This window comes from Colwellia sp. RE-S-Sl-9 (assembly GCF_048296855.1).
Lineage (GTDB): Bacteria > Pseudomonadota > Gammaproteobacteria > Enterobacterales > Alteromonadaceae > Pseudocolwellia.
Genome location: NZ_CP182631.1, coordinates 2,215,798 through 2,241,267, shown reverse-complemented (window position 1 = coordinate 2,241,267; position 25,470 = coordinate 2,215,798). Strand labels below are relative to the sequence as shown.

Genomic DNA, 25,470 nt, shown 5'->3' with positions numbered 1-25,470 from the left:
TTATTCAGACATTAATCTGAGTTTTAAGTGAATTTTTCTTTTATAAAGAAAATATTACGTCCAACGTGGCGTTAGCGATTTTAGACTTAGACAAACAACACCAATATATTTAGGAGTTAGATATGACAAAACCTATCATAGGTTTCATCGGGCTTGGCCTAATGGGCGGCAACATGGTTGAAAATCTGCAAAAACGTGGTTTTCAAGTTAATGTAATGGATCTTAATAAAGATGCTGTTGCAACGGTAATTGCTCGTGGTAATGCCACTGAAGTTACTTCAGGTAAAGAATTAGCTGAGAAAAGCGACATTGTAATGCTTGCACTGACTACGTCGAAAGTAGTTGAAATGGTAGTTTACGGCGATAACGGCGTATTAGCGGGCATGTCAGAAGGTTCTGTATTAGTAGACTTTGGTACTTCTATTCCGGCTTCTACACGTAAAATTGGTGCAGACCTTGCGGCTAAAGGCGCAGGAATGATTGACGCGCCATTAGGGCGTACACCAGCTCACGCTAAAGATGGTTTACTTAACATTATGGCCGCTGGCGATATAGAAACTTTTAATAAAGTTAAACCGGTATTAGAGCAACAAGGCGAAAACGTATTTTATCTTGGTGCACTAGGTTCAGGTCATACAACTAAGTTAATTAACAACTTTATGGGAATGACAACCGTAGCAGCTATGTCGCAAGCCTTTGCTATAGCAGAACAAGCGGGGGTTGATCGCCAACAACTTTTTGAAATTATGTCGTCAGGCCCGTCGAGTTCACCTTTTATGCAATTTTGTAAAAACTACGCTGTTGATGGTGTAAGTGATCTAGGCTTCTCGATTGGTAATGCGAATAAAGATTTAGGCTATTTCCTTGAAATGGTCCGTGATTTAGGTACACGCTCTCAAATTGCTGAAGGTACCTCTGCAAACCTACAAGCAGCATGTGATGCTGATATGGGTAGAGGGAATGTTCCAGAGATTTTTGATTACTTCCTTAAACTAGAGAAGTGATCGGATAATGCCTGCTAGTTGTTATATTTTAGAACAACTAGCGGGCAATACTCAGTGATAAATTATAGTGCTCATTGGCCTCTTTTTGAGGCCTTTTTTTTGGAAGTTTAAAAACAGATTTTTAGCTTTGAAGGTAAGTTTTTGAGCACAAATACTAGGTGTTAGGTTAGTAAATAACTGATTTATCTAACCTTGTTTGGTTAACCTTCTGGTTTTAACGTTTATTTAATTAAGCTTTCTAAAGAGTATAAACCTCTTTTTTCACTATTTTTTCTTTTAACTTCTTCTAATGCTCTGGTTTCAACGGCATCAAATAAAGCATTAATTAAGCGATTGAAATGTTGATGCATGGCTAAGCGAGCTTTAGTCGCATTTTTTTCTTTCAATGCGTTATAAATGGCTGTGTGTTCAGTTAACGTAAGGTTGTTGTCTGTACTACAAACGCTTTTGTAATCGTCAATAATTTCATTTGTTGATTCTCGCAACGCCCATAAGTTGTTAACAGATAATATCATCGCACCATTACGTGTTGCGCCTGCAATAATGTTATGAAACATTTTGTCGGCTTCTTCAATGCTGTTCGCGTCTTTAGGGTTTTCCATCATAACCAGAGTTTTATGCAAAGCCTCTAATTCATCGTCAGTGATACCGGTTGCCGCTAAAGCTGCCACTTCACCTTCAACCAATGCTCTTGCTTGTGTTAATTCAAATGCACTGATGTTTTGATTTTTATGGTTTTGAGTTGCAGTTTGTAACACGTATACGCCTGAGCCAGTTTTAACTTCAACCTTCTCTCGCACTTCAAGTGCTATTATGGCTTCGCGAATAGTCGGTCTACTTACATCAAATCTTTCTGCAAGTTCCCGCTCAGGAGGAAGTCGACTTCCAGGTGTAAAATCACCTTTATCGATAGAAGCCTCTATATTCTCGACGATACGCCAAAATAATCGACGATTCTTCATTTTTCTTTCCCTTAATTTTTTAGCAATACTAAATACAGTGTTTATATAGTATCTATTTACAAAACCCATAGCAAAGACATTATATTTTTTCGATTTTAAATTATGTTTATGCTTTGGTATTAATGTGGTTTGTCTTTATTTAAATCTCTTTGGTAATAAAGTGTACAGTATTTTTAATTTAATTGGTATAACAAAATGGTTGACAATTGGTGTGGTGATTGGTTAGATTTAGCAGGCTGTTAAAATAACTAAAATTTTAAGAAAAAATTAAAAGCAATTAAAACTTAAAAATACAATCTGGGGGGATCACATGAGCAGGAACAAAAATAAGTTAAATAAAATAAGTTCAGCGTTAAAAGCAAGCCGTATAAATACAATAAATAAAGGTGCATTGTTTGGTGCAACTTTACTGAAACCTAGGTTAACTAATAGAGGAAAACTCTACTATTATCTAACTAATTAGAAATAAAGGAGTTCTATCTTGTTTTATTCAGTAGAACTCCATTTTTTCAGTAAACCTTTTCATTACTAGAAGCGTTACTGAAGAATTCATGCATTACTTATCCAACGAATCACGCCACTAAAGCGAAAATTAATTTGGATACTTGCTAAATTACAAGAGAGTTATTAATGAACAATCATAATAAAAAGCTAACGTTTACTCGTTTATGTGTTTTTATATTAACCACTTTACTTATTGCATCATGTGGGGCTGACAACACACAAAGTCGTAATGAAATATTAGTGAAAAATCAAAAAGAATATTTTGCTGCCGCTAAAGATTTAAAAGCAGGTGACACGGTTATACTTGCTAACGGTGTTTGGCAAGACTTTGAAATAGTGTTTAAAGCTATGGGCACTGAAAACTCTCCAGTAACTCTTAAAGCTGAAACTAAAGGGCAGGTTATTTTATCGGGGGCTTCTAACTTACGTTTAGCCGGTAAATATTTAGTTGTATCTGGCTTGGTATTTAAAAATGGTTTTACGCCAAGTAGTGAAGTGATTTCGTTTAGACGTAACAAAGAAGATCTTGCTTATTATTCTCGTGTAACGGAAGTGGTGATTGACAATTACAGTAACCCAGACCGATTTGAATCAGATTATTGGGTCGGTATTTATGGTCAATATAATCGTTTCGACCACAACCATTTAGTGGGTAAACGTAATAAAGGCGTTACGGTTGCTGTGCGTTTAACTACAGAAGAAAGCCAACAAAATCATCATAGAATAGATCATAACTATTTTGGCCCTCGTCCTATCTTTGGTTCAAACGGTGGCGAAACATTAAGAATTGGTACCAGTCATCATTCATTAACTCACTCATTTACTACGGTTGAGAATAACTACTTTGATCGTTGTAACGGCGAAGTTGAAATTATTTCAGTTAAATCGGGTAAAAATAGCATTCTTAATAACACCTTTTTTGAATCACGTGGCACGTTAACGCTTCGCCACGGAAATGGAAACATTATTAAAAACAACGTATTTTTTGGTAATGGTGTTGACCATACCGGCGGTATTAGAGTGATTAACCGTGACCAAGTTGTGCAAAATAATTATTTAGAAGGTTTAACTGGCTACCGTTTTGGTAGTGGTTTAACGGTAATGAATGGTGTGCCTAACTCAAGTATTAATCGTTATCATCAAGTGGTTAATGCACAAATAGCCAATAACACATTGATTAATGTTGACCATGTTCATTTAGCCGCAGGTAGTGATGCAGAGCGTACAGCTGTTCCTATCAAAAGTACCATTAAAAACAACCTGTTTGTTAATGAAAACAACAAAGCGCCATTTTCTGTATTTGACGATATTAGCGGTATTACTTTTACCGATAATATTTCTAATAAATTGAAAAATAATAAAATTACGTCAGGTATATCAGAAAAAAATGTTGTGTTAAAGCGAGCTGCTAACGGCTTGTTATACCCAAGTAATTATTCAGCTAGCTCTGCAGGGGTTTCGAAAGACTTGCAACCCACGCTAAAAGATCAAACTGGCCCTACGTGGTATAAAAAAACTGAACCTGAAGTTGCTTTTGGTACAGGTAAAATAACTACGGTTAAAGCGGGCGGTGAGTCGTTATATCAAGCCGTTGAGCAAGCTCAGTCAGGCGATACTTTAGTTTTAGAAAATGGCAGCTATAGCGTAGAAAAAATTATTAAACTCGATAAAACGCTTTCAATTAAAGCTAAAAATCAACATAAGGTGCTAGTAGATTTTAGTCGCTCAACGTTATTTGAAATTAATAATGGTGGCAGTTTAAGTATCGACGGTATTGTTGTTAGTGGTAAAAACAGTGCTGATTACTCGGGCAATACTTTTGTGAGAACGGCTAAATGGGGCATGTTTAAAAACTATCGCTTTGCCATGAAAAATAGCGTGATTAAAGATCTCGATATTAACCATTCATTTCACTTTTTTGATTCAGGTAGCAGAGCATTCGCTTTATCAATAGATGTTCAAAGTAATGTTTTTGAAAATATTACGGGTGACATTTTTAGATTAAATAAAGAAACCGATGATTTAGGTATTTATAACGCAGAATATTTAAATGTGAAGAACAACACCTTTAAAAATGTTGAAGGTACTTTGGTTAACTTATATCGCGGCGGTTCAGACGAAAGTACTTTTGGTCCACATATACTTTTCAAAAACAACATGATAACTAATGTAGGTAAGGGTAAACGCAACAAGTCGAAATCTGCACTGCAGTTACATGGGGTGCAAGTAACTAACCTTGAAGGTAATACCTTTATTGATAGCGCCTTAATTAATGTTGAGCATACCGTAGGGGAGCCTGTTACACATATAACAAATAACACTCTAAATAAAACAGCCGAACCTATTATCGTGGAATTACGAGTTAAAGGTCCACATACGGCAATTTTACAAGGCAATAAGGTACTTTAATGATGACAACACAATCCTTAACACAGAGGTATTCGATTACCTTATTAGCGGCTTTATTACCGAGTGGTGTAACTAAAGTTTTAATACGCTCTGTTTTAGTATTTGCGGCGTTATGTTTATCGTCAACGGCTGTATCAGCTAAATCGCATCCTACATTGGTGATTAATGCTGATGATGTTGTTGCAATGAAAGCTGCCATTCATCAACAAGGTAAATTTAAAGACGCTTACCTAGCGAATAAAGCATGGGTAGATCAACAATTACAGCAAGTGATTACCGTACCTGTACCAAAAGATGGTGGTGGTGGTTATACCCACGAACGTCATAAGAAAAACTACAAAGTTATGTACGATGCTGGCGTTATTTACCAATTAACAGGTGAAGCAAAATATGCTGACTATGTTCGCGATATGCTACTTGCTTACGCTGACTTGTATCCTACTTTACCTCCTCATCCTAAAAGAAAAATAGGCAAACAAAACCCGGGTAAACTATTTTGGCAAAGTTTAAATGAAGCCGTTTGGTTAGTGTATACCAGCCAAGCTTACGACCTTATTTTAGCTTCGCTGAACACCGCTGAAAAAAACACAATTGAAACCGGTTTATTTCGTCCTATCGTAAGATTTTTATCGGTAGAGTCGCCGGCTACTTTTAATAAAGTTCATAATCATGGTACTTGGACAACCGCTGCTGTAGGCATGACAGGTTATGTTTTAGGTGAGCAAGAATGGGTTGAACAAGCACTTTACGATTTAGAAAAATCAGGTAAAGGCGGCTTTATGAAACAACTTGATGAATTGTTTTCACCTCAAGGTTATTACAACGAAGGACCATATTATCAACGTTATGCCTTAATGCCTTTTGTTACTTTTGCAAAAGCAATTCAAACGAATGAACCTGAACGTAAAATATTCGAATATCGCGATGGTATTTTATTAAAAGCGATAGATACCACGATTCAGCTGAGCTACAACAAATTATTCTTTCCAATTAACGATGCGATAAAAAGTAAAGGCATCGACACTATCGAATTAGTGAATGGCGTAACTATCGCATACGGACTAACGAAAGATGCAGGTTTATTAGATATTGCCAAACAGCAAGATCAAATTGTTTTAACGGGCGATGGCTTAAAAGTCGCTAACGCGATAGATCAAGGTTTAGCAACACCTTATCAATTTAAATCTGTAGCTTTTGGCGACGGTAATAATGGTAAGCAAGGTGCTTTGGTTGTTATGCGCCAAAATGTGGAAGGCGAACAAGCGTTATTATTTAAACCTGCCGCTCAAGGTTTAGGACATGGTCATTTTGATAAATTAACTTGGCAGTTTTACGATCGCCAACAAGAAATCGTATCGGATTACGGTGCTGCTCGCTTCTTAAATGTTGAAGCCAAATTTGGTGGGCGTTACTTACCTGAAAACGACAGCTATGCAAAGCATACTATTGCTCATAACACGGTAGTGGTAGATCAAACATCGCACTTTAACAGCGATGTAACAGTGGGTAATGCTAATCATCCAGAGGTTATTTTCTTTGACGTGAACGATAAAGTAAAAATATCGTCAGCAAAAATTGATACCGCTTATGAAGGCGTTGAACTCAAACGTACTTTAGCGTTGATCAACTTACCTAAATTAAATCAGTCGTTAGTGGTTGATGTATTTGATGTAAGCAGTGATAAAGCGCACCAGTTAGATTTACCTGTACATTACAAAGGTCACTTAATTGAAACCAATTTTGAACTAGGCACCAAAACCGAAAGTATTTCCGCACTCGGTAAAAATAATGGTTATCAGCACATGTGGTTAAAAGCTCAGTCTTCACCCAAAGCGGGCTTAGCTAAAATCACTTGGTTGAATGAAGATAACGGACGTTTCTATACGCAAACTTCGTTAGTTGATGGTAAGTCAGAGATGTTATTTACCCAGTTAGGCGCTAACGATCCTAACTTTAATTTACGTAACGAAAATGCATTTATTGCTCGCGTAAATAATACTAAAAAACATAGTTTTGTCAGTGTATTTGAACCTCATGGTGAATATAACCCGTCAAAAGAATTCACTATAGATGCAACGAGCAAGCTCAAAACATTACAACACAAAAAAATTAACGGGTTAGATATTGTCGCTTTTAGTTTTGACAACCAAGTGAATTACATACTGGTTTTTAATAGCCAACAAGCAGATAGCGCAACACGTAATAAATTTTCTTATAACGGTAAATCTTTTGAATTTACTGGCCATTTTAAACTGTTCGAAATTAATAAGTAGTAGGAGCACCACATGAGTCAAAGTGAACATTTTACCCTAGGTAATGAAGCAGTAATTGAAGACATAGGCGGTGGTTTAAAGCGTCAAATGTTGGGCTATAACCACGAATTAATGGCGGTAAAAATTTGGTTTGAAAAAGGCGCTATAGGTTACAACCATGCGCATAGACATTCGCAAGTGACTTACGTGGTTGAAGGTGAATTTCATTTTAATATTGATGGTGTAACTAAAATATTAAAAGCAGGTGACAGTTGTATGATCCCTCCACATGCTGATCACGGTGCAACGTGTCCTACAGGTGGTATTTTAATTGATACTTTTAGTCCTGCTCGTGAAGACTTTGTCGAAGAAGGTACTTTTGACCATATTCATAATAAGGAAAGCAGCTAATGAAAATGAAAAATTTACGTTGGTGGGTTATTGCATTAATTGCATTAGCTACCGTTATTAACTACATAGATCGTTCTGCGCTTGCCGTTCTTTGGCCTGATATAGTAGAAGACCTTTTCCCTGATGAATCGGCTTTAGAGCGTAAACAAATTTATGCAAATATCTCTATTGTTTTTATTTTATCTTATGCTTTCGGCCAAGCCATTTTCGGAAAAATATTTGATTGGGTTGGTACACGTTTAGGTTTTGTTTTATCTATTGGTGTTTGGTCTTTAGCTACGGCTGCTCATGCTTTTGCACAAGGTGTACTGAGCTTTAGTATTTTCCGTGCAATATTAGGTGTGGCAGAAGCAGGTAACTGGCCCGGTGCAGCCAAAAGTAACGCTGATTGGTTTCCAACTAAAGAACGTGCTTTAGCTCAAGGTATCTTTAACTCAGGTGCTGCTATTGGCGGTATTGTGGCTATTCCTTTAATTGCTTATCTAACGGTTTATTTTAGCTGGCAAATGGTTTTTGTTGTGATTGGTGTAGCGGGTTTATTATGGCTTATACCTTGGATCATTTTAGTGAAAGCGCCACCTAAATCTCATCCTTGGATCACTGACGAAGAACGTGAGTACATTTTAACAGGTCAAAGAAGTTGCGACGTTGATGATAGTGCAGCTACAGATGAAGAAGAATATAACCCATCAACTAAAGAATTACTTTCACGTAAACAAAGCTGGGGCGTAATAATTGCCTCTGCAGCGATTGATCCTATTTGGTGGCTGTTTGTTTTCTGGATCCCTATTTATCTTAACGAAGTTTATGCAATGGACGTTAAATCTATCGGTATCTATGGTTGGGTTCCGTATGTAGGAGCCATGGTTGGTGCTTGGTTTGGTGGTTTACTTGCACAAAATCGCTTACAAGCTGGTTGGAGTACCGACAAAACACGTAAGTTAACCATTACTTTAGGTTGTTTGATTATGTTGCCTGCTTTGTTAGCTATGGCAAACCCTGGCGGACCAACAACTGCGGTAATTATTATGGCAGTTATCTTATTTGGTTTTCAAACTGCAATTGGTAATGTGCAAACACTACCAAGTGATCTTTATGGTAAAAAAGCCGTAGGAACATTGTCTGGCTTTGCAGGTATGGCTGCAAAATTGGGAGCACTCGGGTTAACGGCTTTAGTACCTATTTTAACGGCTGACGGAAACTATACGCCTGCATTTGTTATTGGTGCTTCTTTAGCGGTAATTGCGATGCTATCTGTTTGGGTTCTTATTCCAAAAATAGAACCTTTAAAAAGGAAGTAGGTGAGTGAAAAAAATTTTCCTATTTGGTGAGTGTATGGTGGAGCTACTTAATGTTTCACCTAACAATCAATTACCGCAAACATTAAAGCAATCGTTTGCTGGCGATGTATTTAATACGGCTGTTTATCTCAAACGTGTGTTTTCTGAAATGCAGGTGAATTTAATTACTGCGGTAGGTACAGACGAACTGAGCTCTAATATGGTTGAGTATTTTTCGCAGCAAAATATCGCAACCGATTTCGTCTATCGATCAAATGATAAAATAGCAGGCCTCTATTCAATTAAAACCGATAGCGAAGGTGAAAGAACATTTACCTACTGGCGTGAAAACTCGGCCGCTCGCGATGTAATGAAATTTATTGACGCTTCAGAAACAGAAAAGATGTTACATGGAGACGTGTTCTTTTTTTCTGGTATTTCTTTAGCGGTTATTAAACCCGAAGATCGTCCAAAGTTTTGGCTAATGGTTGAGCAATTAAAAGTGGCTGGGCTCAATATAGTGTTTGACCCTAATTATAGAGCGAGAATGTGGGAGTCTGTTGAAGAAGCTCAGCAGCAATTTAATAAAGCGTTCACCTTAAGTAATATTGCATTACCGGGTATAGACGACTTTAAGCAGCTCTATAATTTAACAACCGCAGAAGATGTTATCGAATTTTGTAAGCCATATGCACTTGATGAACTGGTTATTAAAAACGGTGAAAAAGGCGTTGTGTGTGTTAAAAATAAAATAATACAAAATATTGAAATAACACCTGTAGAAGATGTGGTCGATACAACGTCTGCAGGGGATTCTTTTAATGGTGTCTTTCTGGGAGCATGTTCTTCTGGGATAAATACGATTGATGCCATTAAGTTAGCATCTGCGTCAGCCGCTGTTGTTATTCAACATAAGGGAGCCATTGTCGATTCAAAGGCCTTTCAAACCTTTATTGATCAAGAGCTACTATCAATTATTAAGTAACTTACAACCTAAAACTCATTGATAAACCATCACTATTTCAACTGTATAAGAATGGTATTCGAATCTATCTAATTAAAGGAAAAAAACATGAAAACATTCTCATCACTCATGGGAAACCAAACACTATTGCCTATTATTCAAGCAGATACGGTAGAGCAAGGCGTTAATATAGCAAGAGCTATGCACGAAGCTGGCATTCACTTAGTGGAAGTGGTTTTACGTACTGATGCATCGTTAGATATTATTAAACAGATCAAAAAAGAGTTACCAGAATTATTGGTAGGTGCAGGAACTGTATTAAATGCTATTATTTTAGATAACGCTTTAAGCGTCGGTTCTGATTTTATTATTACACCAGCAAGTTCGCCGACATTACTTAATGCGCTTGAAAACTGTTCTGTACCTGTATTACCCGGTGTTTCTACATCTGCAGATATTTTACTAGCAACAGAATTTGGTTATAGTGAATTAAAACTATTTCCAGCATCACTGTCTGGTGGTGCGCCGTTTTTAAAAGCAATGGGCTCTGTATTTAAGTCAGTAAGTTTTTGCCCTACAGGTGGTATTAACGCAGACAACAAAGCGGATTACCTTAATTTGAGTAATGTCTTTGCGGTAGGCGGAACTTGGGTGGCACCAGCTGCTTGGGTTGAATCACAGCAGTGGGATTTAATTACATCAGCTTGTAAAAATGCTCTTCAATAGGATGATAAACAAAGCTTATGAATACATTATCTAATAGGGTGTCAGTGGGAGTAGCAACAGGGCAAAGTGTCAGAGATCTCTATAACTTTGCTAAAGACAATCAGTTTGCTTATCCAGCAGTTAATGTTATTGGTAATCATTCCATTAACGCAACTTTAGAAGCCGCTAAAAAAGTAAAATCACCGGTTATTATTCAGCTATCACATTCGGGCGCTGCTTTTTTTATTGGTAAAGGTGCAAATCTTTCAGCAATGGACGCGTCTACTCAAGGAGCAATAGCTGGAGCTCACTATATACATTTAGCCGCTAAGCATTATGACGTACCTGTTATATTGAATACGGATCATGCTGCAAAAAATTTACTACCGTGGATTGATGCATTACTCACTGAAGGAGAGGAACACTTTAAAAAAACAGGTAAACCTCTTTTTAGTTCTCATATGGTTGACTTATCGGCTGAATCTTTAGAAGAAAATATTGAAACATGTGCTCGTTATTTAGAGCGTATGAGTAAAATTAATATGACGCTAGAAATTGAACTAGGTTGTACTGGTGGCGAAGAAGATGGTGTTGATAATACCGATATTGATAGCGCTAAGCTTTATACCCAGCCTGAAGATGTCGCATATGCTTATGAAAGACTGATAAAAATCAGCCCAAATTTTATCATAGCGGCTTCATTTGGTAATGTGCACGGTGTTTATAAGCCGGGTAATGTAACGCTCTCGCCAATGATCTTAAAAAATTCGCAAAGTTATGTATCTGAAAAGTTTGCATTGCCAGCTAGACCATTGAACTTTGTTTTTCATGGTGGTTCAGGATCTGACGTAGATGATATCAAAGAAGCTATTTCTTACGGTACAGTAAAAATGAATATAGACACCGATACTCAATGGGCTACTTGGCAAGGAATACTGAATTACTATAACGAGAAAAAGCGTTATCTAGGTAAGCAAATAGGTAATCCTACAGGGGACGACAAGCCCAATAAACCCTTTTATGATCCTCGTACTTGGTTACGCAAAGGTGAAGACAGTATGGTTCAAAGGTTACTTCAAACGTTTGAAGATTTAAATTGTTTAAATAGATACTAATTGTCTAATTAACCTGAATTACAATTAACTATCCGTTTAAGATGTAGCAATAGGCATTTTAAACGGGTAAATAAGTTTCCTGCCACGGTTGAGTAACCTGCTCATTACCTCTCTTCTTTATTACGCTAAGCGCTTTATGTGATTCTAATATTCTATTTATTCTCTTATTATTTTATGAGGTTTTATTTATTGGTAATGCCAATTTTGTATTTTATCCTTCTTTGGTATTACCAGTTATGGTGTTTATATTATGAATTTACATGTTCATTGAAAAAAATATCATTATGTTAAGGTGAGCTTAATCTTATCTCCTTCCTAATATTGAATAAATTTAATTAAGTTAATTTTAATTTAAATACCATCTATATATTTTAATTTATATTTATAATTTGTGTTTCTAGTTGTTGTTTTTATTATTTTTTTATTGTTGTTAGCAAAATAATAAAAGTGTTCTATTATTTATAATAGATAGTACAAGTACTGAAAACGAAAGAAGTTTGTTATTAATCTGTTTATTTGATTAATTCCTTCACTCGCTACTGTTACTAATAGTTTAATTAATTATGTTAGCTGTCACTTGGATTTTAAATATTATTCCTTTACATATCACCACTTACAGAGATAACTAAATTGATTCTACCTATTGGTAAAGACTATTTTCGTTTTTTATTTTTAATTGGTTTACCAAAATGGTTGACAATGATTGTTTTGTTGGTTAGATTTAGTTTAGTTTTTGAGCTGATGATAATTGTTAAATTGGTAAGCTCAAATAAAAAATGAACATCATGTAAGGTTTAGGGGAAAAGATGACAATTCAATTAAATAAAATAAGTTCAGCATTACAACGTAACCGTTTAAGTAATAAATCAGCTCTATATAGTTCTGCCTTAGTTGCCATGCTAGCAATGCCTGCTTATGCAGCAGAAGAAGCTAACACTCAAGATGCAAGCGAAGCTGAGGCGATTGAAGTTATCGAAGTAAGGGGCATGTTAGGTAGTATGAAAGCTGCCTCTCTACTTAAGCGTACTGATGGTCGTATTGTAGACGCTATTGTTGCTGAAGATATTGGTAAGTTACCAGATAACAACATTGCTGAAGCATTACAGCGTATTACTGGTGTATCAATTAACACTGATTTTGGTGTGGGCGATAGCGTTTCAATCCGTGGTCTACCTCAAAACCGTGTTGAATTAAATGGTCGTTCAACTATCGGTGATTCACGCGACGGTGTAAGCCTTCAAGATTTTCCATCAAGTTTCTTAAAAGCGGTAGAAGTTGTTAAATCTCCTACTGCAGACATGATTGAAGGTGCGCTAGGCGGCACAGTAAGCCTTAAAACCGTTCGTCCATTAGAGTTAGAAAAGCTCACTGGCGCTATGTCTTTAGATGCTGAGTATGCAGATAAAACTGAAAACATTGCACCTATTTTCAGTGGTTCAATTGGTAATAACTGGGACTTAGGTGATGCAGGTACTTTTGGTGCTTTAGCTATGCTTTCATATCAAGATCGCGAAATTCGTCAAGATGAAACCTCTAGCCGTGTTAAGCCGCAAGACATTCAAATTAATGGTCAAGACGGCAACACTCCAAGCGGTAATGCAATTGTTAGAGATGAGCATAGTGTTGAACAATACGTAGAAAAACGTGAACGTACAGCTTTAAATTTATCACTTCAGTGGGCGCCTAAATCGAATGACGGTATGATCTACCTTGATTTAAACACAACTAAGCGTTCTGGTGAGCAAAATGGTAACTCAATTCTTGGTGTTGTTGGCTCTTTATCTACAGATGAAAATACGACGCAAGATGCTAATGGTGTAAATAACTATACTCTTACAAACGACTTTGCTATTCCTAAAACTTACAGTGATTTCCGCGAAACTAAGTCTTTTTCACATGCACTAGGTGCTGAGTGGAATATTGCTGATGACGTGAAAATATCGGGTGAAGTTGCTGTAGCATCGTCAGAAAGTATTAGACCTGATTCAGAATTTACTTTACGACCTATTGAAAAAAGTACGTTTGAAGCTAGCGGTGGTACAGATCTTGTAAATCACCTTTATGACGGTGCTTTTTCTCAATCAGGTAATAAACTTCCAAGTATTATTCACTCAGATCCTACGGCATTTACTAGCCCTGATAACTTAGCGTTACGTACTTTTAAAAGTGAAGAAAAAATAACGAATAACGATGAAACAGCTGTACGTTTTGATATCGCAATAACTGAACCACTAGGTTTAGAGTGGGTGTCTACATTAAAGGCAGGTGTTCGTGCAACAAAACGTGAATACGAATATGAGCAATATAAAGTTGAAATTAAAGATATTTACAAAAATGCTAAAAATGATTCAGACGGTTCTTTAGCTACATTATGGATTGACGATTACAACGACCAGTTTGCTGGTAGTTTTACCACCATGAGCCACGATAACTCTTTCGATCAATTAGGGCATACAGGCCAAAATGATTTGTTAACTTTCGCGACTTATAACGGATTATCTAACCCTGCAAATGTATTTAATGAATTACAGCAACTATTGGTAGGTACTAATTTAGCAACAACGGGTAGTTTAGCCGACAACTTGAAATTTCAAGACAGTGCTTACAGAGAGGTTACTGAAGATACAGCAGCAATTTATGTATCAGCGCATTTAGATTTTGATGATATTACCGCGATTGTTGGTGGTAGATATGTAACAACAGATCTTGAATCAAGCGTATATCTTGATAGTGAAAAAGTAACAGGCGAAAATGATTACAGCGACTTTTTACCTAGCTTAAACGTAACATATAACTACTCAGACGAAACTCTATTTCGTTTTGCTGCAGCTAAAGTAATGCGTCGTGCTAACTTCAATGAATTAAGTCCGGCATTTGATATTAATAACGATATAACGGGGGCGACTCAAGGTGCTATCGATTTAGAACCTTTCCGTGCAACTCAGTTTGATTTATCAGTAGAGCATTATTTTGGCGAAGGCAACATGGTGTCTTTCGCAGTATTCTACAAAGATGTTGAATCTTTCTTAAGTAACGAAAGCAGTTGTGTGGCAGATGCTTCTACTGTTGGCCAAAACGTGACGCAATGGAATCAGGTGTGTCAGTTAACTACAGCAGGCGTATCACAAGACAACCTAGTTTTCTCTGATAGTACAGACTTCCCAGTAGATGCTGACGGTTTTGCTTTTGTTGATGCGCTAAGAGCTTCAGGAAACACTGGTATTGATACAACGAAAGATACCAATGGTGAAAACGGTAAAGTTCAAGGGTTTGAAATAGGCTATCAGCAATTTTTTACTTCTCTTCCTGATGCTTGGTCTGGTTTAGGTGTTAGTGCAAACTACACATATGCTGACAGTGAGCAACCAAATGGTAACCCATTATTAGATATTTCTAAAAATACATATAACTTACAGTTGTTCTGGGAATATGAAGGCGTTTCAACCCGTTTAGCGTATAACTACCGTGATAGCTTCTTAGATACAGAAAACGAAAAACGTGTAGAGAACATTAATGCTACGGGTGGTATTTCTGAAGAAGGTACGGTTTATGGTAATAACTACCGCGACGATAGAGGCCAGTTAGATTTCTCAGCAAGTTGGGATATTAACGAACACTTTACGGTAGTAGCTAACGCCACTAACTTAACAGGTGAACCTTCTATCTACTTATCTGAATTAGGTGGAGCTTGGAAATATACAGAAGCGGATCGTCGTTACACAGTTGGTGTACGCGCTAAGTTCTAATATCTTTTGATATACCTATGACAGTGAAAAGTGCAGAATTTAGTGCTTGATAAGTGTCATTAACTAGACTCCCCAATATAGCTATTATATTGGGGAGTTTTTAATCTATTAATTGTCTTACTTTGCCTTTTGATCCAACGACAGACGATATTCGTTGCTTGTATTCAATGGTATATTAGCGCTAGCCGTTATTGACTAATAGGTTTATAAAAACGTACCCAATCAATAATGTAGTTATTTTTACTATCATCTAACAAGTCAGCATCTGTAGGTGTTAACCCTCTTTTATTACGCCAATCTTGATCTTCAATATTTAAAATAACGCGCATTGGTTTATCTAAGCCCTTACCATGATTGTAATTAAACTTGTCCATAGGATTAAAATCAGTTTGGTAAGTTTCTACTTTACCTTTGGGGTTCACAAATGAATAACCCGTATTGGTAATTGTACGTACCCATTTACCATTAACAAAGTACTCAATATGGTTGGGAGACTTCCAATATGTACCTATTCGCACATAATCATCACGCCAATTTTTTCTGCTTTCTTCCCAATAATAAGTACCAAATACTCCATTTTTATCTGAAGGTTGGTAATCAGTAAAAGGCTTACGGATAAACATATGGTTACTTATATGTAATTTTTTCGCAAAATAACTGTTGTCATTATCAATAACACCATCACCGTCAATATCTACACCATCACCAGCGTAGTGCTCGATAATATCAATTTCTTGTGTTGAATCTTGGCTCAGTAGCCAAAAGTCTGATGCTAATACGGTATTACTAAATTTGACTCTGGCTTCCATAAATATTGGATAGAGAACGGATTTTTTTGATGTGATACTTCCAGCAAAAACCCCACCAGCTTTTTCTTTTTCAGGGTAGTCAAGAGGTACGCGACTTGCTATTAAAACGAGTTTACCGTCTTTTACCGACGAATGCAGAGGCTCCCAAACGGTTTTGCCGGGCCCAGACCATGCTCCAATGTAACCCTCTTTCCAGCGACTAAAAAACTCGTTACTTTTTCCTTTTGCTGGAGCATTGTAATTAAAATCGTCTGAAAGTGGATCTAATTGCCAAGTTTGACCTTTATCAAGCTTGGCCGGAACAGGGTACTCACTCCAATCTGCGGCAGACGCAGAAAAAGCGAACGTTAGTAAACAAAGGGGGATAAATTTATTCATATTAAATGTTGAGGCTGGTTTTAGTAAACAGCTCTTTCCTTATTGTTTGAAATTAATTTTTATTAGAGAAAGGGCATGATTAAAATGATACTTGCCATTTATCCAATTCATACTCAAACAATCATAATATGACCTTTATGATGTTAAAACTCACAATAAACGCACTAAAAGTATCGTATTCTTGCTACATTATACTTGCCACTATATGGTATAAATAAAAACGGTATAAATAAAAAACGAGCTGTTATAGCTCGTTTTTATGTTTGATTATAAGATGATTAATCTTTAATTGAGGGGAGTTAACTAACGAATTTGTTAATTTTACTTAATATCCCTTCGCTATCTAACCCTAGCTCTTTATGTATTTCTTCTTGAGTGCCGTGCTTAATAAACACATCAGGTAAGCCAATATTTAATACTTTTATCGCTATACCTTTACTAAGTATGTACTCATTTACGCCTGAACCTGCGCCACCTGCTATCGCATTATCTTCAAGGGTTACAATACAAGAATGCGTGCTGGCTATTTGTGCAATTAAAGATTCATCTAAAGGTTTAATAAATCTCATATCAACTAAGGTTGCGTTTAGAGAGTCAGCGGCTATTTTTGCTTCATGTAACAAGGTACCAAAACTTAAAATAGCAATATCTTTACCTTGCTGTTTTATTAGGCCTTTACCAATTTCTAACGTTTCTGAAATTTGTGGTGTCTCGGCACCAGTGCCAGAACCTCTAGGATATCTAACTGCTGCAGGACCATTGTGTTGGTAGCCTGTAGTGAGCATTAATTGACATTCACGTTCGTCTGAAGGGGCCATTACAACCATATTAGGTATACATCTTAAAAAGCTTAAATCGAATGCGCCTTGATGCGTAGGGCCGTCGGCGCCCACAATACCTGCACGGTCAATAGCAAATAAAACAGGTAAGTTTTGAATCGCTACATCATGGATCAGTTGATCGTAACCACGCTGTAAAAAGCTTGAATAAATAGCCACAACAGGATGATAACCACCAATCGCTAAACCAGCAGCAAACGTTACTGCATGTTGTTCAGCAATGGCAACATCGTAATATTGTTCTGGAAAACGTTGGCTAAACTCAACCATGCCTGAACCTTCACGCATTGCTGGTGTTATCGCTGCTAATTTTTCGTCTATTTCGGCCGTATTACATAGCCAATGACCAAAAATTTTAGAATAAGTCGGTAAGCTTGGTTTACTGGTTGGCAGCGTAGTTTCTTCAGGGTTAAATTTAGGAACCGCGTGATATTTTATTGGATCTTGCTCTGCGGCTTCGTAGCCTTTACCTTTTGTAGTCGCTATATGTAAAAGTTGAGGTCCTTTTAAATTACGCATATTGCTAATGGTATCAACTAAACCTTTAACATCGTGCCCGTCGATTGGGCCAATATAATTAAAACCAAGCTCTTCAAAAAAGGTGCTAGGAACCACCATACCTTTAATATGTTCTTCTGCTCGGCTAGCTAATTCTTTAATCGGTGGAATGCCTTTTAGTATGCGTTTACTACCTTCACGAAGACCAGTATATATGCTACCTGATAACATTTTCGCTAAATGATTATTTAATGCACCTACGTTTTCTGAGATCGACATTTCGTTGTCGTTTAATACAACGAGCATATCTTTATTAATATCGCCGCCGTGGTTTAATGCTTCAAACGCCATGCCTGCAGTCATTGCGCCATCGCCAATTACCGCAACCACTTTTCTGTTTTTGGCTTCTTTCTCAGCAGCTACCGCCATACCAAGCGCAGCAGATATTGAAGTACTCGAATGACCGACACTTAACACATCGTATTCGCTTTCTTCTCTCCACGGGAACGGATGTAAACCATCTTTTTGTCGAATGGTATGAAGCTGATCGCGTCGACCTGTTAATATTTTATGAGGATAAGCTTGATGACCTACATCCCAGATGAGTTGATCAAAAGGAGTGTTATAAACAAAATGCAGCGCAACGGTGAGCTCTATTGTTCCAAGGCCTGAAGCAAAGTGACCACTGCTTTTACTAACTGAGCTGAGTAAGTATCGACGCAGTTCTTTACTCACTTGAGTGAGTTTATCTTTACCTAATAATCGTAAATCATCAGGTGTATTGATATTAGATAAAAGAGGGTAGTCATTCAGATCAATTGTCATGTTTATTGATTATTCTTATTAATGTATATCGGGTAACTAGCTGGTGCGTTTTACTATAAAAGTGGCAAATTCAGCTAAACTGTGGGTATTGTAAGGTAAAGTAGACAAAGCTTGAAGCGCTTGTTGGTATAAGTTGTCAGCTTTTTGTTGCGCACCTTCTAAGCCGAGTAAGGCTGGGTAGGTACTTTTGTTGGCTGCTAGGTCTGAACCCGCTGGTTTTCCTAGCTCTTCTTCGCTTGAGGTAATATCAATAATATCATCTCTTACTTGATAAGCTAAACCAACAAGTTGTGCAAAAAGTTTTAATTGTTCTTTGTCTTTATTAGAAACACTGTTACTGCAATCAGCTGCCATAAGTACAGAAGCTTCAATTAAAGCGCCTGTTTTTAATGAATGTAAATGTTGCAGTGCTTCTAACGAAATAGATTTGTCTGTTGCGGCTAAATCTAATGCTTGTCCGCCACACATACCTTGATAACCTGAAGCTTTAACCAATTGTTGCACAAAACCAATACGTTTATTTTGTAGTGGTTCTGAAAAACGATGATTAGCTAAAATATCAAACGCGAGTGTTTGTAAAGCATCGCCAGCTAATATTGCAGTCGCTTCGTCAAAGGCTTTATGGCATGTGGGGTTGCCACGTCTTAAATCGTCGTCGTCCATTGCAGGTAAATCGTCATGCAATAACGAATATGCATGAATACATTCTAACGCGGCAGCTACGCCATCAATATCTTCTAACTTAGCGCCAACACTTATACCGGTAATATAAGCTAAATAAGGTCGCATGCGTTTACCACCTATTAATAAGCCATAACGCATGGCTTCTAATAAGCGCTCATCGTTACACGCTAACTGATCTAATTTATGGGTAAGAAATTGATTAACACGTTGCTGGTATTCATCTAATTGAGGAAGTTGACTCACTTAGCTGTCTTCCTGTGTTAATTTAAATGTTGCTAACCCTTCATCAGGATTGTTTTTATCAATCAATATTTGAATTTTTTGTTCAGCGTCTTGAAGCTTATTTTGGCTAGCCTGACTGAGATGTAAACCTCTTTCAAAAAGGCTCATCGAGTCTTCTAAACTAAGCTCTCCTTGCTCTAAGTCTTGAACAATTTCTTCAAGTTCATTGAGTGATTCTTCAAAGCTTAAATTTTCAATTTTTTTTCTAGCCATTATTTTTTACTGCTACATTTAATAGATGGGCGCAAAGGTACCTTAGCTTAACATTTTGGTCAATTAGCGTCGATTTATTAATTGATTGTTATCTTTTAATGAAAAGAACTTAAGTTATTGACATTGCGGGCGATAATAAAGCTATTAGTATTCGCGTAACCCAAATCGTTAATGTATTATTATTTTATGAAGTACAACGAAAGCATGTGAACAGGAGAATTTTGTGGATTTAGCTACGCTTCTTGGAATGGTTGGCGCCATAGGTTTTATTGTAATGGCGATGATTTTAGGTGGTGATATCAGCATGTTTGTTGATACTCAGTCTATATTGATCGTGTTTTGTGGATCTTTATTCGTTGTATTATCAAATTATAATATGGGGCAGTTTTTCGGTATAGGTAAAATATGTGGTAAAGCCTTCCTCTTTAAAATTGAAAAGCCAGAAGAGCTAATTGAAAAATCTGTTGAAATGGCAGACGCAGCTCGTAAAGGTGGTTTTTTAGCATTAGAAGAAGCTGAAATTACCAATGCTTTTATGCAAAAAGGCGTTGATATGTTGGTAGATGGGCATGATGCCGATGTAGTCCGCGGTACCATGCAAAAAGATATCACACTTACCAGCGAGCGCCATGAAAGAGGCATAGGTATGATGATGGCCATTGCCGATGTTGCTCCCGCTATGGGAATGATAGGTACATTAATTGGTTTGGTTGCTATGTTATCAAACATGGATGATCCTAAAGCTATCGGTCCGGCAATGGCGGTTGCACTTTTAACGACTCTCTATGGTGCTTTTTTAGCAAACGTAATTGCTATTCCTATCGCGAATAAATTAAAACTAAGACTCGATGAAGAAAAAATGAATCAGCAACTTATTTTAGATGCTGTATTGGGTATTCAAGATGGTCAAAACCCACGCGTTATTGAAGGGCTGTTAAAAAATTATTTAGCTGAAGGTAAGCGAACCATCGACACAAATGAAGAATAGGGGAGGCTAGAATGGAAGAAGAATGTAAATGTCCGCCCCCAGGTCTGCCTGCTTGGATGGGAACGTTCGCTGATTTAATGTCATTGCTAATGTGCTTTTTCGTGTTGCTATTATCTTTTTCTGAAATGGATGTTTTGAAATTTAAGCAAATCGCTGGCTCAATGAAGTTTGCCTTTGGTGTACAAAATAAAATTGAAGTAAAAGATATCCCTAAAGGCACCAGTATTATTGCTCAAGAATTTAGACCGGGTAAGCCTGAACCCACGCCAATTGAAGTTATTCAACAACAAACCGTAGAAATGACTCAGCAAATGCTAGAGTTTCAGGCGGGTGATGAAACATCTGCGGGGGGGCGTCAAGAACAACGTGGCACACAGCGTGGTGGCCAGTCTCAAAGTACGGCTAACGAGCAAGCTGCTCAAGAAGTTAAGCAATCCGCAGAAGATGAACAAAAGGCCTCTCAAGAACAAGTTAATGAATTAATAAAGAAAATAGCCGACCAGCTAGACAAGCAAATTCAAGATGGTGCCATAGAGTTAGAATCTTTAGGGCAACAAGTTATTATTCGTATTCGTGAAAACGGCTCGTTTCCATCTGGTTCAGCTTTTTTACAACCGCAGTTCAGACCTATTATTCGAGAAATAGGTGAGCTGTTAATGACTATACCTGGAGAAATAATGATATCAGGCCATACCGATAACCAAGGTATTAGCTCTGAGTTATTTACGTCAAATTGGGATTTATCAAGTAAGCGAGCGGTAGCAATAGCCCATGAAATTATAAAAGTGCCTGACTTTGATCAAAGCCGATTAGTGGTTGCTGGCCATGCCGATGCTCAACCTTTAGTGCCTAATAATAATGCACTTAATCGACGTAAAAATCGCCGTGTTGAAATTGCGATTAATCAAGGTAAAGCAAAAGAAACAGAGCCAGTGTCTATTATTCAATAACATATACCCTTTACCATTCAAGATACACTCTGAAATACGTACCTTGATTGGTAACAGGTATATACCTCGCTTACATCCAGTAAGGTTGAGATTACCTTCATGAGAAAAAATTATCCTAAATAGCCTTATTTATCGTGTATAATTCGCGCCATTATTTTTGAAGTACATTTGTTAGGTATTAGCGTCCATGAAATTTATTGTAAAGTTGCAGTCTGAAATCACCATTAAAAGTAGGCCTGTACGTAAGCGTTTTACTAAAATATTAGAATCTAATCTTAAAACTGTGCTTCGTCGTGTAGACGAACAAATTACTGCCCGTATGACGTGGGACAACATTGAAGTAAACACACCTAACGATTCTCCAGAAAATCGTAAAAAGGTGATTGAAACCCTGAAATGCGTTCCTGGTATTCCGATGTTTTTAGAGGTTGAGCAAACAGATTTTACTGATTTGCATAGCATTTACGAAAAAACAATTGCTTTACATGCCAAAACGATTGAAAACAAAACCTTTTGTGTTCGCGTAAAACGTACGGGTAACCACGACTTTAAATCTATTCAAGTTGAGCAATATGTTGGTGGCGGCTTAAATCAAGCGGTTGAGTCAGCTAAAGTAAAATTAAGTAAGCCAGACGTTACTATTCATTTAGAAATTAAAAATGAAAAACTGTTTATTGTTACTGAACGTCATAAAGGTTTAGGTGGTTTTCCAATTGCCACGCAAGAAGACGTATTATCGCTTATGTCGGGGGGGTTTGACTCAGCGGTTGCCAGTTATCAAATGATCAAAAAGGGTGCTCGTACTCATTATTGTTTCTTTAACTTAGGTGGTTCAGCTCACGAAATTGGTGTTAAGCAAGTCAGTTACTATTTATGGAACAAGTTTGGTGCGTCTCATAAAGTTAAGTTTTTTGCTATTGATTTTGAACCTGTAGTGGCTGAAATTTTAGAGAAAGTAGAAAACGGTCAAATGGGCGTTATTCTAAAACGTATGATGATGCGTGCAGCAGAAAAAGTGGCAGCACGCGCTAAAATACAAGCGTTAGTTACTGGTGAAGCATTAGGGCAGGTTTCTAGCCAAACGCTAACCAACTTAAATGTGATTGATCGTGTAACCGAGACCTTAATTCTAAGGCCATTAACAGCTTACGATAAACAAGACATTATCGATATTGCTCGTCAAATAGGTACTGAAGACTTCTCTAAAACGATTCCTGAATACTGTGGTGTTATCTCAAACAAACCTACGGTTAAAGCGGTGTTATCTAAAATTGAACAGGAAGAAAGTAACTTCGATTTTGATATTTTAGACGACGTAGTAAAGAATACTCGTTTATATGATATTCGTGATATTGCTACAGAAACAGAAGCTGAAATTAAAGCGGTAGAAATGGTCGACCAACTTGATGAAAGCGCCATTGTTGTTGATATTAGAAGCCCTGAAGAAGAAGACAATAACCCGCTAGAATTAGATAAAGTAGAAGTTATTCACATTCCATTTTATAAACTGGCGACAAAATTTGGCGATTTAGCGAAAGACAAAGACTATTTTCTTTATTGCGACCAAGGTGTTATGAGTAAGCTGCAAGCCTTGTATTTATTAGATAATGGCTTTACCAATGTTAAAGTTTACCGTCCGTAATTTACATTCATCATTACTGAGCTATAAGGCTAACACCCTTTGATATAGCTCAGTGTTTTTTGGGGTAGGAATATTCAATTCTTGCCCTAATCGGTGAATATAACCATTAATATATTCCACTTCTGTTTGCCTACCTTGCTGTACATCACATCGCATTGACGAACTATTTTTTGCGGTATTTTGCGCAACTAAATATACGGTTTCTTTTAAGCTTTCTTTATTCAAACTTATGTTTTTTAAATGGGCTATAACTACTATTTCATCTATTAGTTGGTTGATTGTATTCTCAAACTTCTCGTGAATTAGATCGCCATTTTTAATATCGTATAAGGCTGTTAATGGGTTTATTACACAGTTAATCGCTAACTTTAACCATTGTTTCGATAATATATCGTCACACCAAATAACATCAGGTAATACCGAATGTAGTAACTGTGTTGTTTTTGTTTCAAGTAACGGACTTTCTTTCCCAAATTTTCGGCCTAGATGAGAAATACCTGCACCCGTATGAACTATCTCATTATCAGAAAGTTTTAAGCAACCGTGCGTGGTAAGTAAGTCGAATACATTATTGTTTTGTAAAAACTGTGCAGATTCAGTATTTAGAGCCCCTAAACCGTTATGAGTCGTTATTACGAGAGTATTAGCTGTAATAAAAGGGTGTATGTCAGCAATGGCTTGATTGAGTTGATAGCTTTTAACACACACTAAAATAATATCTATTGCATGCTCGTTGCTGCTAGTGATCACTTTACTTGGAAAGGTTGTTTTTTGATTACTTAGCGAGGTAAATAAAATGGAACGTTGTAAGGTTTTTCGAGTAGGGGACTGATATAAAAAACAGTTAACAGCTTTGTTGCTACATAAATAAAAATGGCTATACCATAATAAACCAATAGCTCCAGAACCGACAATCATTACATTGGTTGTCGGTTGAGTGGTCACTGAAGCCGAAACGCTGGTCATATCGTTTCTTTTCTACCGTAAACCACTACCATCCATTTAATAATAACGAAGGTTCCAATACCAATAACGTCAGCAATAAAATCTCTAAATTCACCATTTCTAAAGCCTAAATAATACTGACCGATTTCAGTAAGTCCTGAATATAAAACCAAACAAATAGCTAAATTAAACAAAGGTAATTTAAATAAACTATTTAAAATCCATGTTAAGCAGAAAAAACCAATAAAATGGCCAATAGTATCAATTTTAGTCAATTGAAAAACGACTTCTCGTACTTCATTTGAAATAGTTAGCATCACCACAGACACCAATATAACAAGGAAAAAAAGTAAGTGATGGAGATATTTCATAAAGTTAACAACAAAGGGAGAAGATTTACCCTCATCATAACATGATGGAATAAGCCTATTCCAACGTATATTCGTTTAAATGTAGGCAAATATTCAGCATTATTATCAGCTTAATATTGGTTATCGAGTATCAGACTGTTATTATTTGCCTATCGTATTTTGTTTTAAAAAGAGAAAAATTATGCCATCAATGGATATCGTTTCTGAAATTAATATGGAAGAAGTACTTAATGCAACCAACAACACTAAAAAAGAGCTAGAAACTCGTTTTGATTTTAGAGGTGTTACAGCAAGTATTGAATGGAAAAAACCAACCGTTATCATTAAAGCAGAAGCAGAAATGCAATTACAACAGTTAGTTACCATGTTACGAGGTAATCTGGCTAAACGTAATATTGATGCTAAAGCACTTACTGTGTCTAAAGCTGAGTTTTCAGGCAAAACCGTTACTCAAACCCTTTCTTTTCAAGAAGGTATTGAACAACCCGTAGCGAAAAAAGTGGTTAAATTAATTAAAGACAGTAAGTTAAAAGTACAAGCCGCTATTCAAGGCGAGCAAGTACGTGTTACCGGTAAAAAGCGCGATGATTTACAACAAGTTATGCAACTTGTGCGCGAAGCTGATTTAGAGCAATCATTTCAGTTTAATAACTTTAGAGACTAAGTTGTCGTTGTTTATATGAGCCTCTTTATC

Annotated in this window: 20 protein-coding genes; 13 read left to right on the top strand and 7 right to left on the bottom strand. The window is 36.8% G+C overall.

What is annotated here, in order from left to right:
* Nucleotides 1-122 precede the first annotated feature (122 nt).
* Nucleotides 123-1,004 (top strand): NAD(P)-dependent oxidoreductase, encoded by an 882-nt coding sequence (locus tag ACM9HF_RS09575; RefSeq protein WP_473617977.1) that lies wholly within the window; start codon nucleotides 123-125, stop codon nucleotides 1,002-1,004.
* Between the two features lie 221 nt (nucleotides 1,005-1,225).
* Here the strand turns inward: ACM9HF_RS09575 and ACM9HF_RS09570 are convergent, their stop codons facing one another.
* Nucleotides 1,226-1,966: a FadR/GntR family transcriptional regulator gene (locus ACM9HF_RS09570; protein ID WP_473617974.1), complete on the bottom strand. Its 741-nt coding sequence runs from the start codon at nucleotides 1,964-1,966 to the stop codon at nucleotides 1,226-1,228.
* Between the two features lie 630 nt (nucleotides 1,967-2,596).
* On the opposite strand from ACM9HF_RS09570, the gene ACM9HF_RS09565 reads away from it, so the two are divergent.
* From ACM9HF_RS09565 to ACM9HF_RS09530, 8 genes are all read left to right on the top strand, one after another.
* Nucleotides 2,597-4,879: a chondroitinase-B domain-containing protein gene (locus ACM9HF_RS09565; RefSeq protein ID WP_473617970.1), complete on the top strand. Its 2,283-nt coding sequence runs from the start codon at nucleotides 2,597-2,599 to the stop codon at nucleotides 4,877-4,879.
* A complete protein-coding gene (locus ACM9HF_RS09560) occupies nucleotides 4,879-7,152 on the top strand; it encodes a heparinase II/III domain-containing protein (RefSeq protein WP_473617966.1) in 2,274 nt (757 codons plus the stop codon). The genes ACM9HF_RS09565 and ACM9HF_RS09560 overlap by 1 nt, the downstream gene beginning before the upstream one ends.
* Before the next feature lie 12 nt (nucleotides 7,153-7,164).
* Nucleotides 7,165-7,542, top strand: a complete 378-nt coding sequence (locus tag ACM9HF_RS09555; RefSeq protein ID WP_473617962.1) for a cupin domain-containing protein — start codon at nucleotides 7,165-7,167, stop codon at nucleotides 7,540-7,542.
* Entirely contained in the window at nucleotides 7,542-8,843 is a 1,302-nt protein-coding gene (locus ACM9HF_RS09550; RefSeq protein WP_473617958.1) for an MFS transporter, read from the top strand. The genes ACM9HF_RS09555 and ACM9HF_RS09550 overlap by 1 nt, the downstream gene beginning before the upstream one ends.
* A gap of 4 nt (nucleotides 8,844-8,847) precedes the next feature.
* The gene (locus ACM9HF_RS09545; RefSeq protein WP_473617954.1) at nucleotides 8,848-9,807 is read left to right on the top strand and encodes a sugar kinase; all 960 of its coding nucleotides are present in this window, start codon (nucleotides 8,848-8,850) and stop codon (nucleotides 9,805-9,807) included.
* A gap of 87 nt (nucleotides 9,808-9,894) precedes the next feature.
* Nucleotides 9,895-10,512 carry a bifunctional 4-hydroxy-2-oxoglutarate aldolase/2-dehydro-3-deoxy-phosphogluconate aldolase gene (gene eda, locus ACM9HF_RS09540; RefSeq protein WP_473617950.1) on the top strand — a complete coding sequence of 206 codons (618 nt, stop codon included), beginning with the start codon at nucleotides 9,895-9,897 and terminating at the stop codon, nucleotides 10,510-10,512.
* Nucleotides 10,513-10,529: 17 nt separating this feature from the next.
* The gene (fbaA, locus tag ACM9HF_RS09535; protein WP_473617946.1) at nucleotides 10,530-11,606 is read left to right on the top strand and encodes a class II fructose-bisphosphate aldolase; all 1,077 of its coding nucleotides are present in this window, start codon (nucleotides 10,530-10,532) and stop codon (nucleotides 11,604-11,606) included.
* Between the two features lie 806 nt (nucleotides 11,607-12,412).
* Nucleotides 12,413-15,352, top strand: a complete 2,940-nt coding sequence (locus ACM9HF_RS09530) for a TonB-dependent receptor (protein WP_473617941.1) — start codon at nucleotides 12,413-12,415, stop codon at nucleotides 15,350-15,352.
* A gap of 188 nt (nucleotides 15,353-15,540) precedes the next feature.
* On the opposite strand, the gene ACM9HF_RS09525 is transcribed toward ACM9HF_RS09530, so the two are convergent.
* The 4 genes from ACM9HF_RS09525 to ACM9HF_RS09510 form a co-directional block, all read right to left on the bottom strand.
* On the bottom strand, nucleotides 15,541-16,539 hold the full coding sequence (locus ACM9HF_RS09525; RefSeq protein WP_473617940.1) for a LamG domain-containing protein: 999 nt from the start codon (nucleotides 16,537-16,539) through the stop codon (nucleotides 15,541-15,543).
* Nucleotides 16,540-16,838: 299 nt separating this feature from the next.
* Entirely contained in the window at nucleotides 16,839-18,701 is a 1,863-nt protein-coding gene (dxs, locus tag ACM9HF_RS09520; RefSeq protein WP_473617935.1) for a 1-deoxy-D-xylulose-5-phosphate synthase, read from the bottom strand.
* Between the two features lie 36 nt (nucleotides 18,702-18,737).
* Nucleotides 18,738-19,628, bottom strand: coding sequence for a (2E,6E)-farnesyl diphosphate synthase (gene ispA, locus ACM9HF_RS09515; RefSeq protein ID WP_473617931.1), 891 nt, complete (start codon nucleotides 19,626-19,628; stop codon nucleotides 18,738-18,740).
* Complete coding sequence (locus tag ACM9HF_RS09510) at nucleotides 19,629-19,880, bottom strand: exodeoxyribonuclease VII small subunit (RefSeq protein WP_473617927.1); 252 nt, start codon at nucleotides 19,878-19,880, stop codon at nucleotides 19,629-19,631.
* 223 nt (nucleotides 19,881-20,103) lie between these two features.
* On the opposite strand from ACM9HF_RS09510, the gene pomA reads away from it, so the two are divergent.
* From pomA to thiI, 3 genes are all read left to right on the top strand, one after another.
* Nucleotides 20,104-20,868, top strand: coding sequence for a flagellar motor protein PomA (gene pomA, locus ACM9HF_RS09505; RefSeq protein WP_077339274.1), 765 nt, complete (start codon nucleotides 20,104-20,106; stop codon nucleotides 20,866-20,868).
* Between the two features lie 11 nt (nucleotides 20,869-20,879).
* Nucleotides 20,880-21,818 (top strand): flagellar motor protein MotB, encoded by a 939-nt coding sequence (locus ACM9HF_RS09500; RefSeq protein WP_473617922.1) that lies wholly within the window; start codon nucleotides 20,880-20,882, stop codon nucleotides 21,816-21,818.
* 187 nt (nucleotides 21,819-22,005) lie between these two features.
* A complete protein-coding gene (gene thiI, locus ACM9HF_RS09495) occupies nucleotides 22,006-23,460 on the top strand; it encodes a tRNA uracil 4-sulfurtransferase ThiI (protein WP_473617918.1) in 1,455 nt (484 codons plus the stop codon).
* 21 nt (nucleotides 23,461-23,481) lie between these two features.
* Here the strand turns inward: thiI and ACM9HF_RS09490 are convergent, their stop codons facing one another.
* Nucleotides 23,482-24,426: a ketopantoate reductase family protein gene (locus ACM9HF_RS09490; RefSeq protein ID WP_473617914.1), complete on the bottom strand. Its 945-nt coding sequence runs from the start codon at nucleotides 24,424-24,426 to the stop codon at nucleotides 23,482-23,484.
* The gene (locus ACM9HF_RS09485) at nucleotides 24,423-24,722 is read right to left on the bottom strand and encodes a VanZ family protein (protein ID WP_473617910.1); all 300 of its coding nucleotides are present in this window, start codon (nucleotides 24,720-24,722) and stop codon (nucleotides 24,423-24,425) included. The genes ACM9HF_RS09490 and ACM9HF_RS09485 overlap by 4 nt, the downstream gene beginning before the upstream one ends.
* A 235-nt stretch (nucleotides 24,723-24,957) precedes the next feature.
* On the opposite strand from ACM9HF_RS09485, the gene ACM9HF_RS09480 reads away from it, so the two are divergent.
* Complete coding sequence (locus tag ACM9HF_RS09480; RefSeq protein ID WP_077339278.1) at nucleotides 24,958-25,440, top strand: YajQ family cyclic di-GMP-binding protein; 483 nt, start codon at nucleotides 24,958-24,960, stop codon at nucleotides 25,438-25,440.
* The last annotated feature ends 30 nt before the right edge of the window (nucleotides 25,441-25,470 follow it).

Bases quoted from the DNA above. Each gene is read 5' to 3' on its own strand.
- ACM9HF_RS09575 (WP_473617977.1), top strand. From the start codon at position 123: ATGACAAAACCTATCATAGGTTTCATCGGGCTTGGCCTAATGGGCGGC.
- ACM9HF_RS09570 (WP_473617974.1), bottom strand. From the start codon at position 1,966: ATGAAGAATCGTCGATTATTTTGGCGTATCGTCGAGAATATAGAGGCT.
- ACM9HF_RS09565 (WP_473617970.1), top strand. From the start codon at position 2,597: ATGAACAATCATAATAAAAAGCTAACGTTTACTCGTTTATGTGTTTTT.
- ACM9HF_RS09560 (WP_473617966.1), top strand. From the start codon at position 4,879: ATGATGACAACACAATCCTTAACACAGAGGTATTCGATTACCTTATTA.
- ACM9HF_RS09555 (WP_473617962.1), top strand. From the start codon at position 7,165: ATGAGTCAAAGTGAACATTTTACCCTAGGTAATGAAGCAGTAATTGAA.
- ACM9HF_RS09550 (WP_473617958.1), top strand. From the start codon at position 7,542: ATGAAAATGAAAAATTTACGTTGGTGGGTTATTGCATTAATTGCATTA.
- eda (WP_473617950.1), top strand. From the start codon at position 9,895: ATGAAAACATTCTCATCACTCATGGGAAACCAAACACTATTGCCTATT.
- fbaA (WP_473617946.1), top strand. From the start codon at position 10,530: ATGAATACATTATCTAATAGGGTGTCAGTGGGAGTAGCAACAGGGCAA.
- ACM9HF_RS09530 (WP_473617941.1), top strand. From the start codon at position 12,413: ATGACAATTCAATTAAATAAAATAAGTTCAGCATTACAACGTAACCGT.
- ACM9HF_RS09525 (WP_473617940.1), bottom strand. From the start codon at position 16,539: ATGAATAAATTTATCCCCCTTTGTTTACTAACGTTCGCTTTTTCTGCG.
- dxs (WP_473617935.1), bottom strand. From the start codon at position 18,701: ATGACAATTGATCTGAATGACTACCCTCTTTTATCTAATATCAATACA.
- ACM9HF_RS09510 (WP_473617927.1), bottom strand. From the start codon at position 19,880: ATGGCTAGAAAAAAAATTGAAAATTTAAGCTTTGAAGAATCACTCAAT.
- ACM9HF_RS09500 (WP_473617922.1), top strand. From the start codon at position 20,880: ATGGAAGAAGAATGTAAATGTCCGCCCCCAGGTCTGCCTGCTTGGATG.
- thiI (WP_473617918.1), top strand. From the start codon at position 22,006: ATGAAATTTATTGTAAAGTTGCAGTCTGAAATCACCATTAAAAGTAGG.
- ACM9HF_RS09490 (WP_473617914.1), bottom strand. From the start codon at position 24,426: ATGACCAGCGTTTCGGCTTCAGTGACCACTCAACCGACAACCAATGTA.
- ACM9HF_RS09485 (WP_473617910.1), bottom strand. From the start codon at position 24,722: ATGCTAACTATTTCAAATGAAGTACGAGAAGTCGTTTTTCAATTGACT.
- ACM9HF_RS09480 (WP_077339278.1), top strand. From the start codon at position 24,958: ATGCCATCAATGGATATCGTTTCTGAAATTAATATGGAAGAAGTACTT.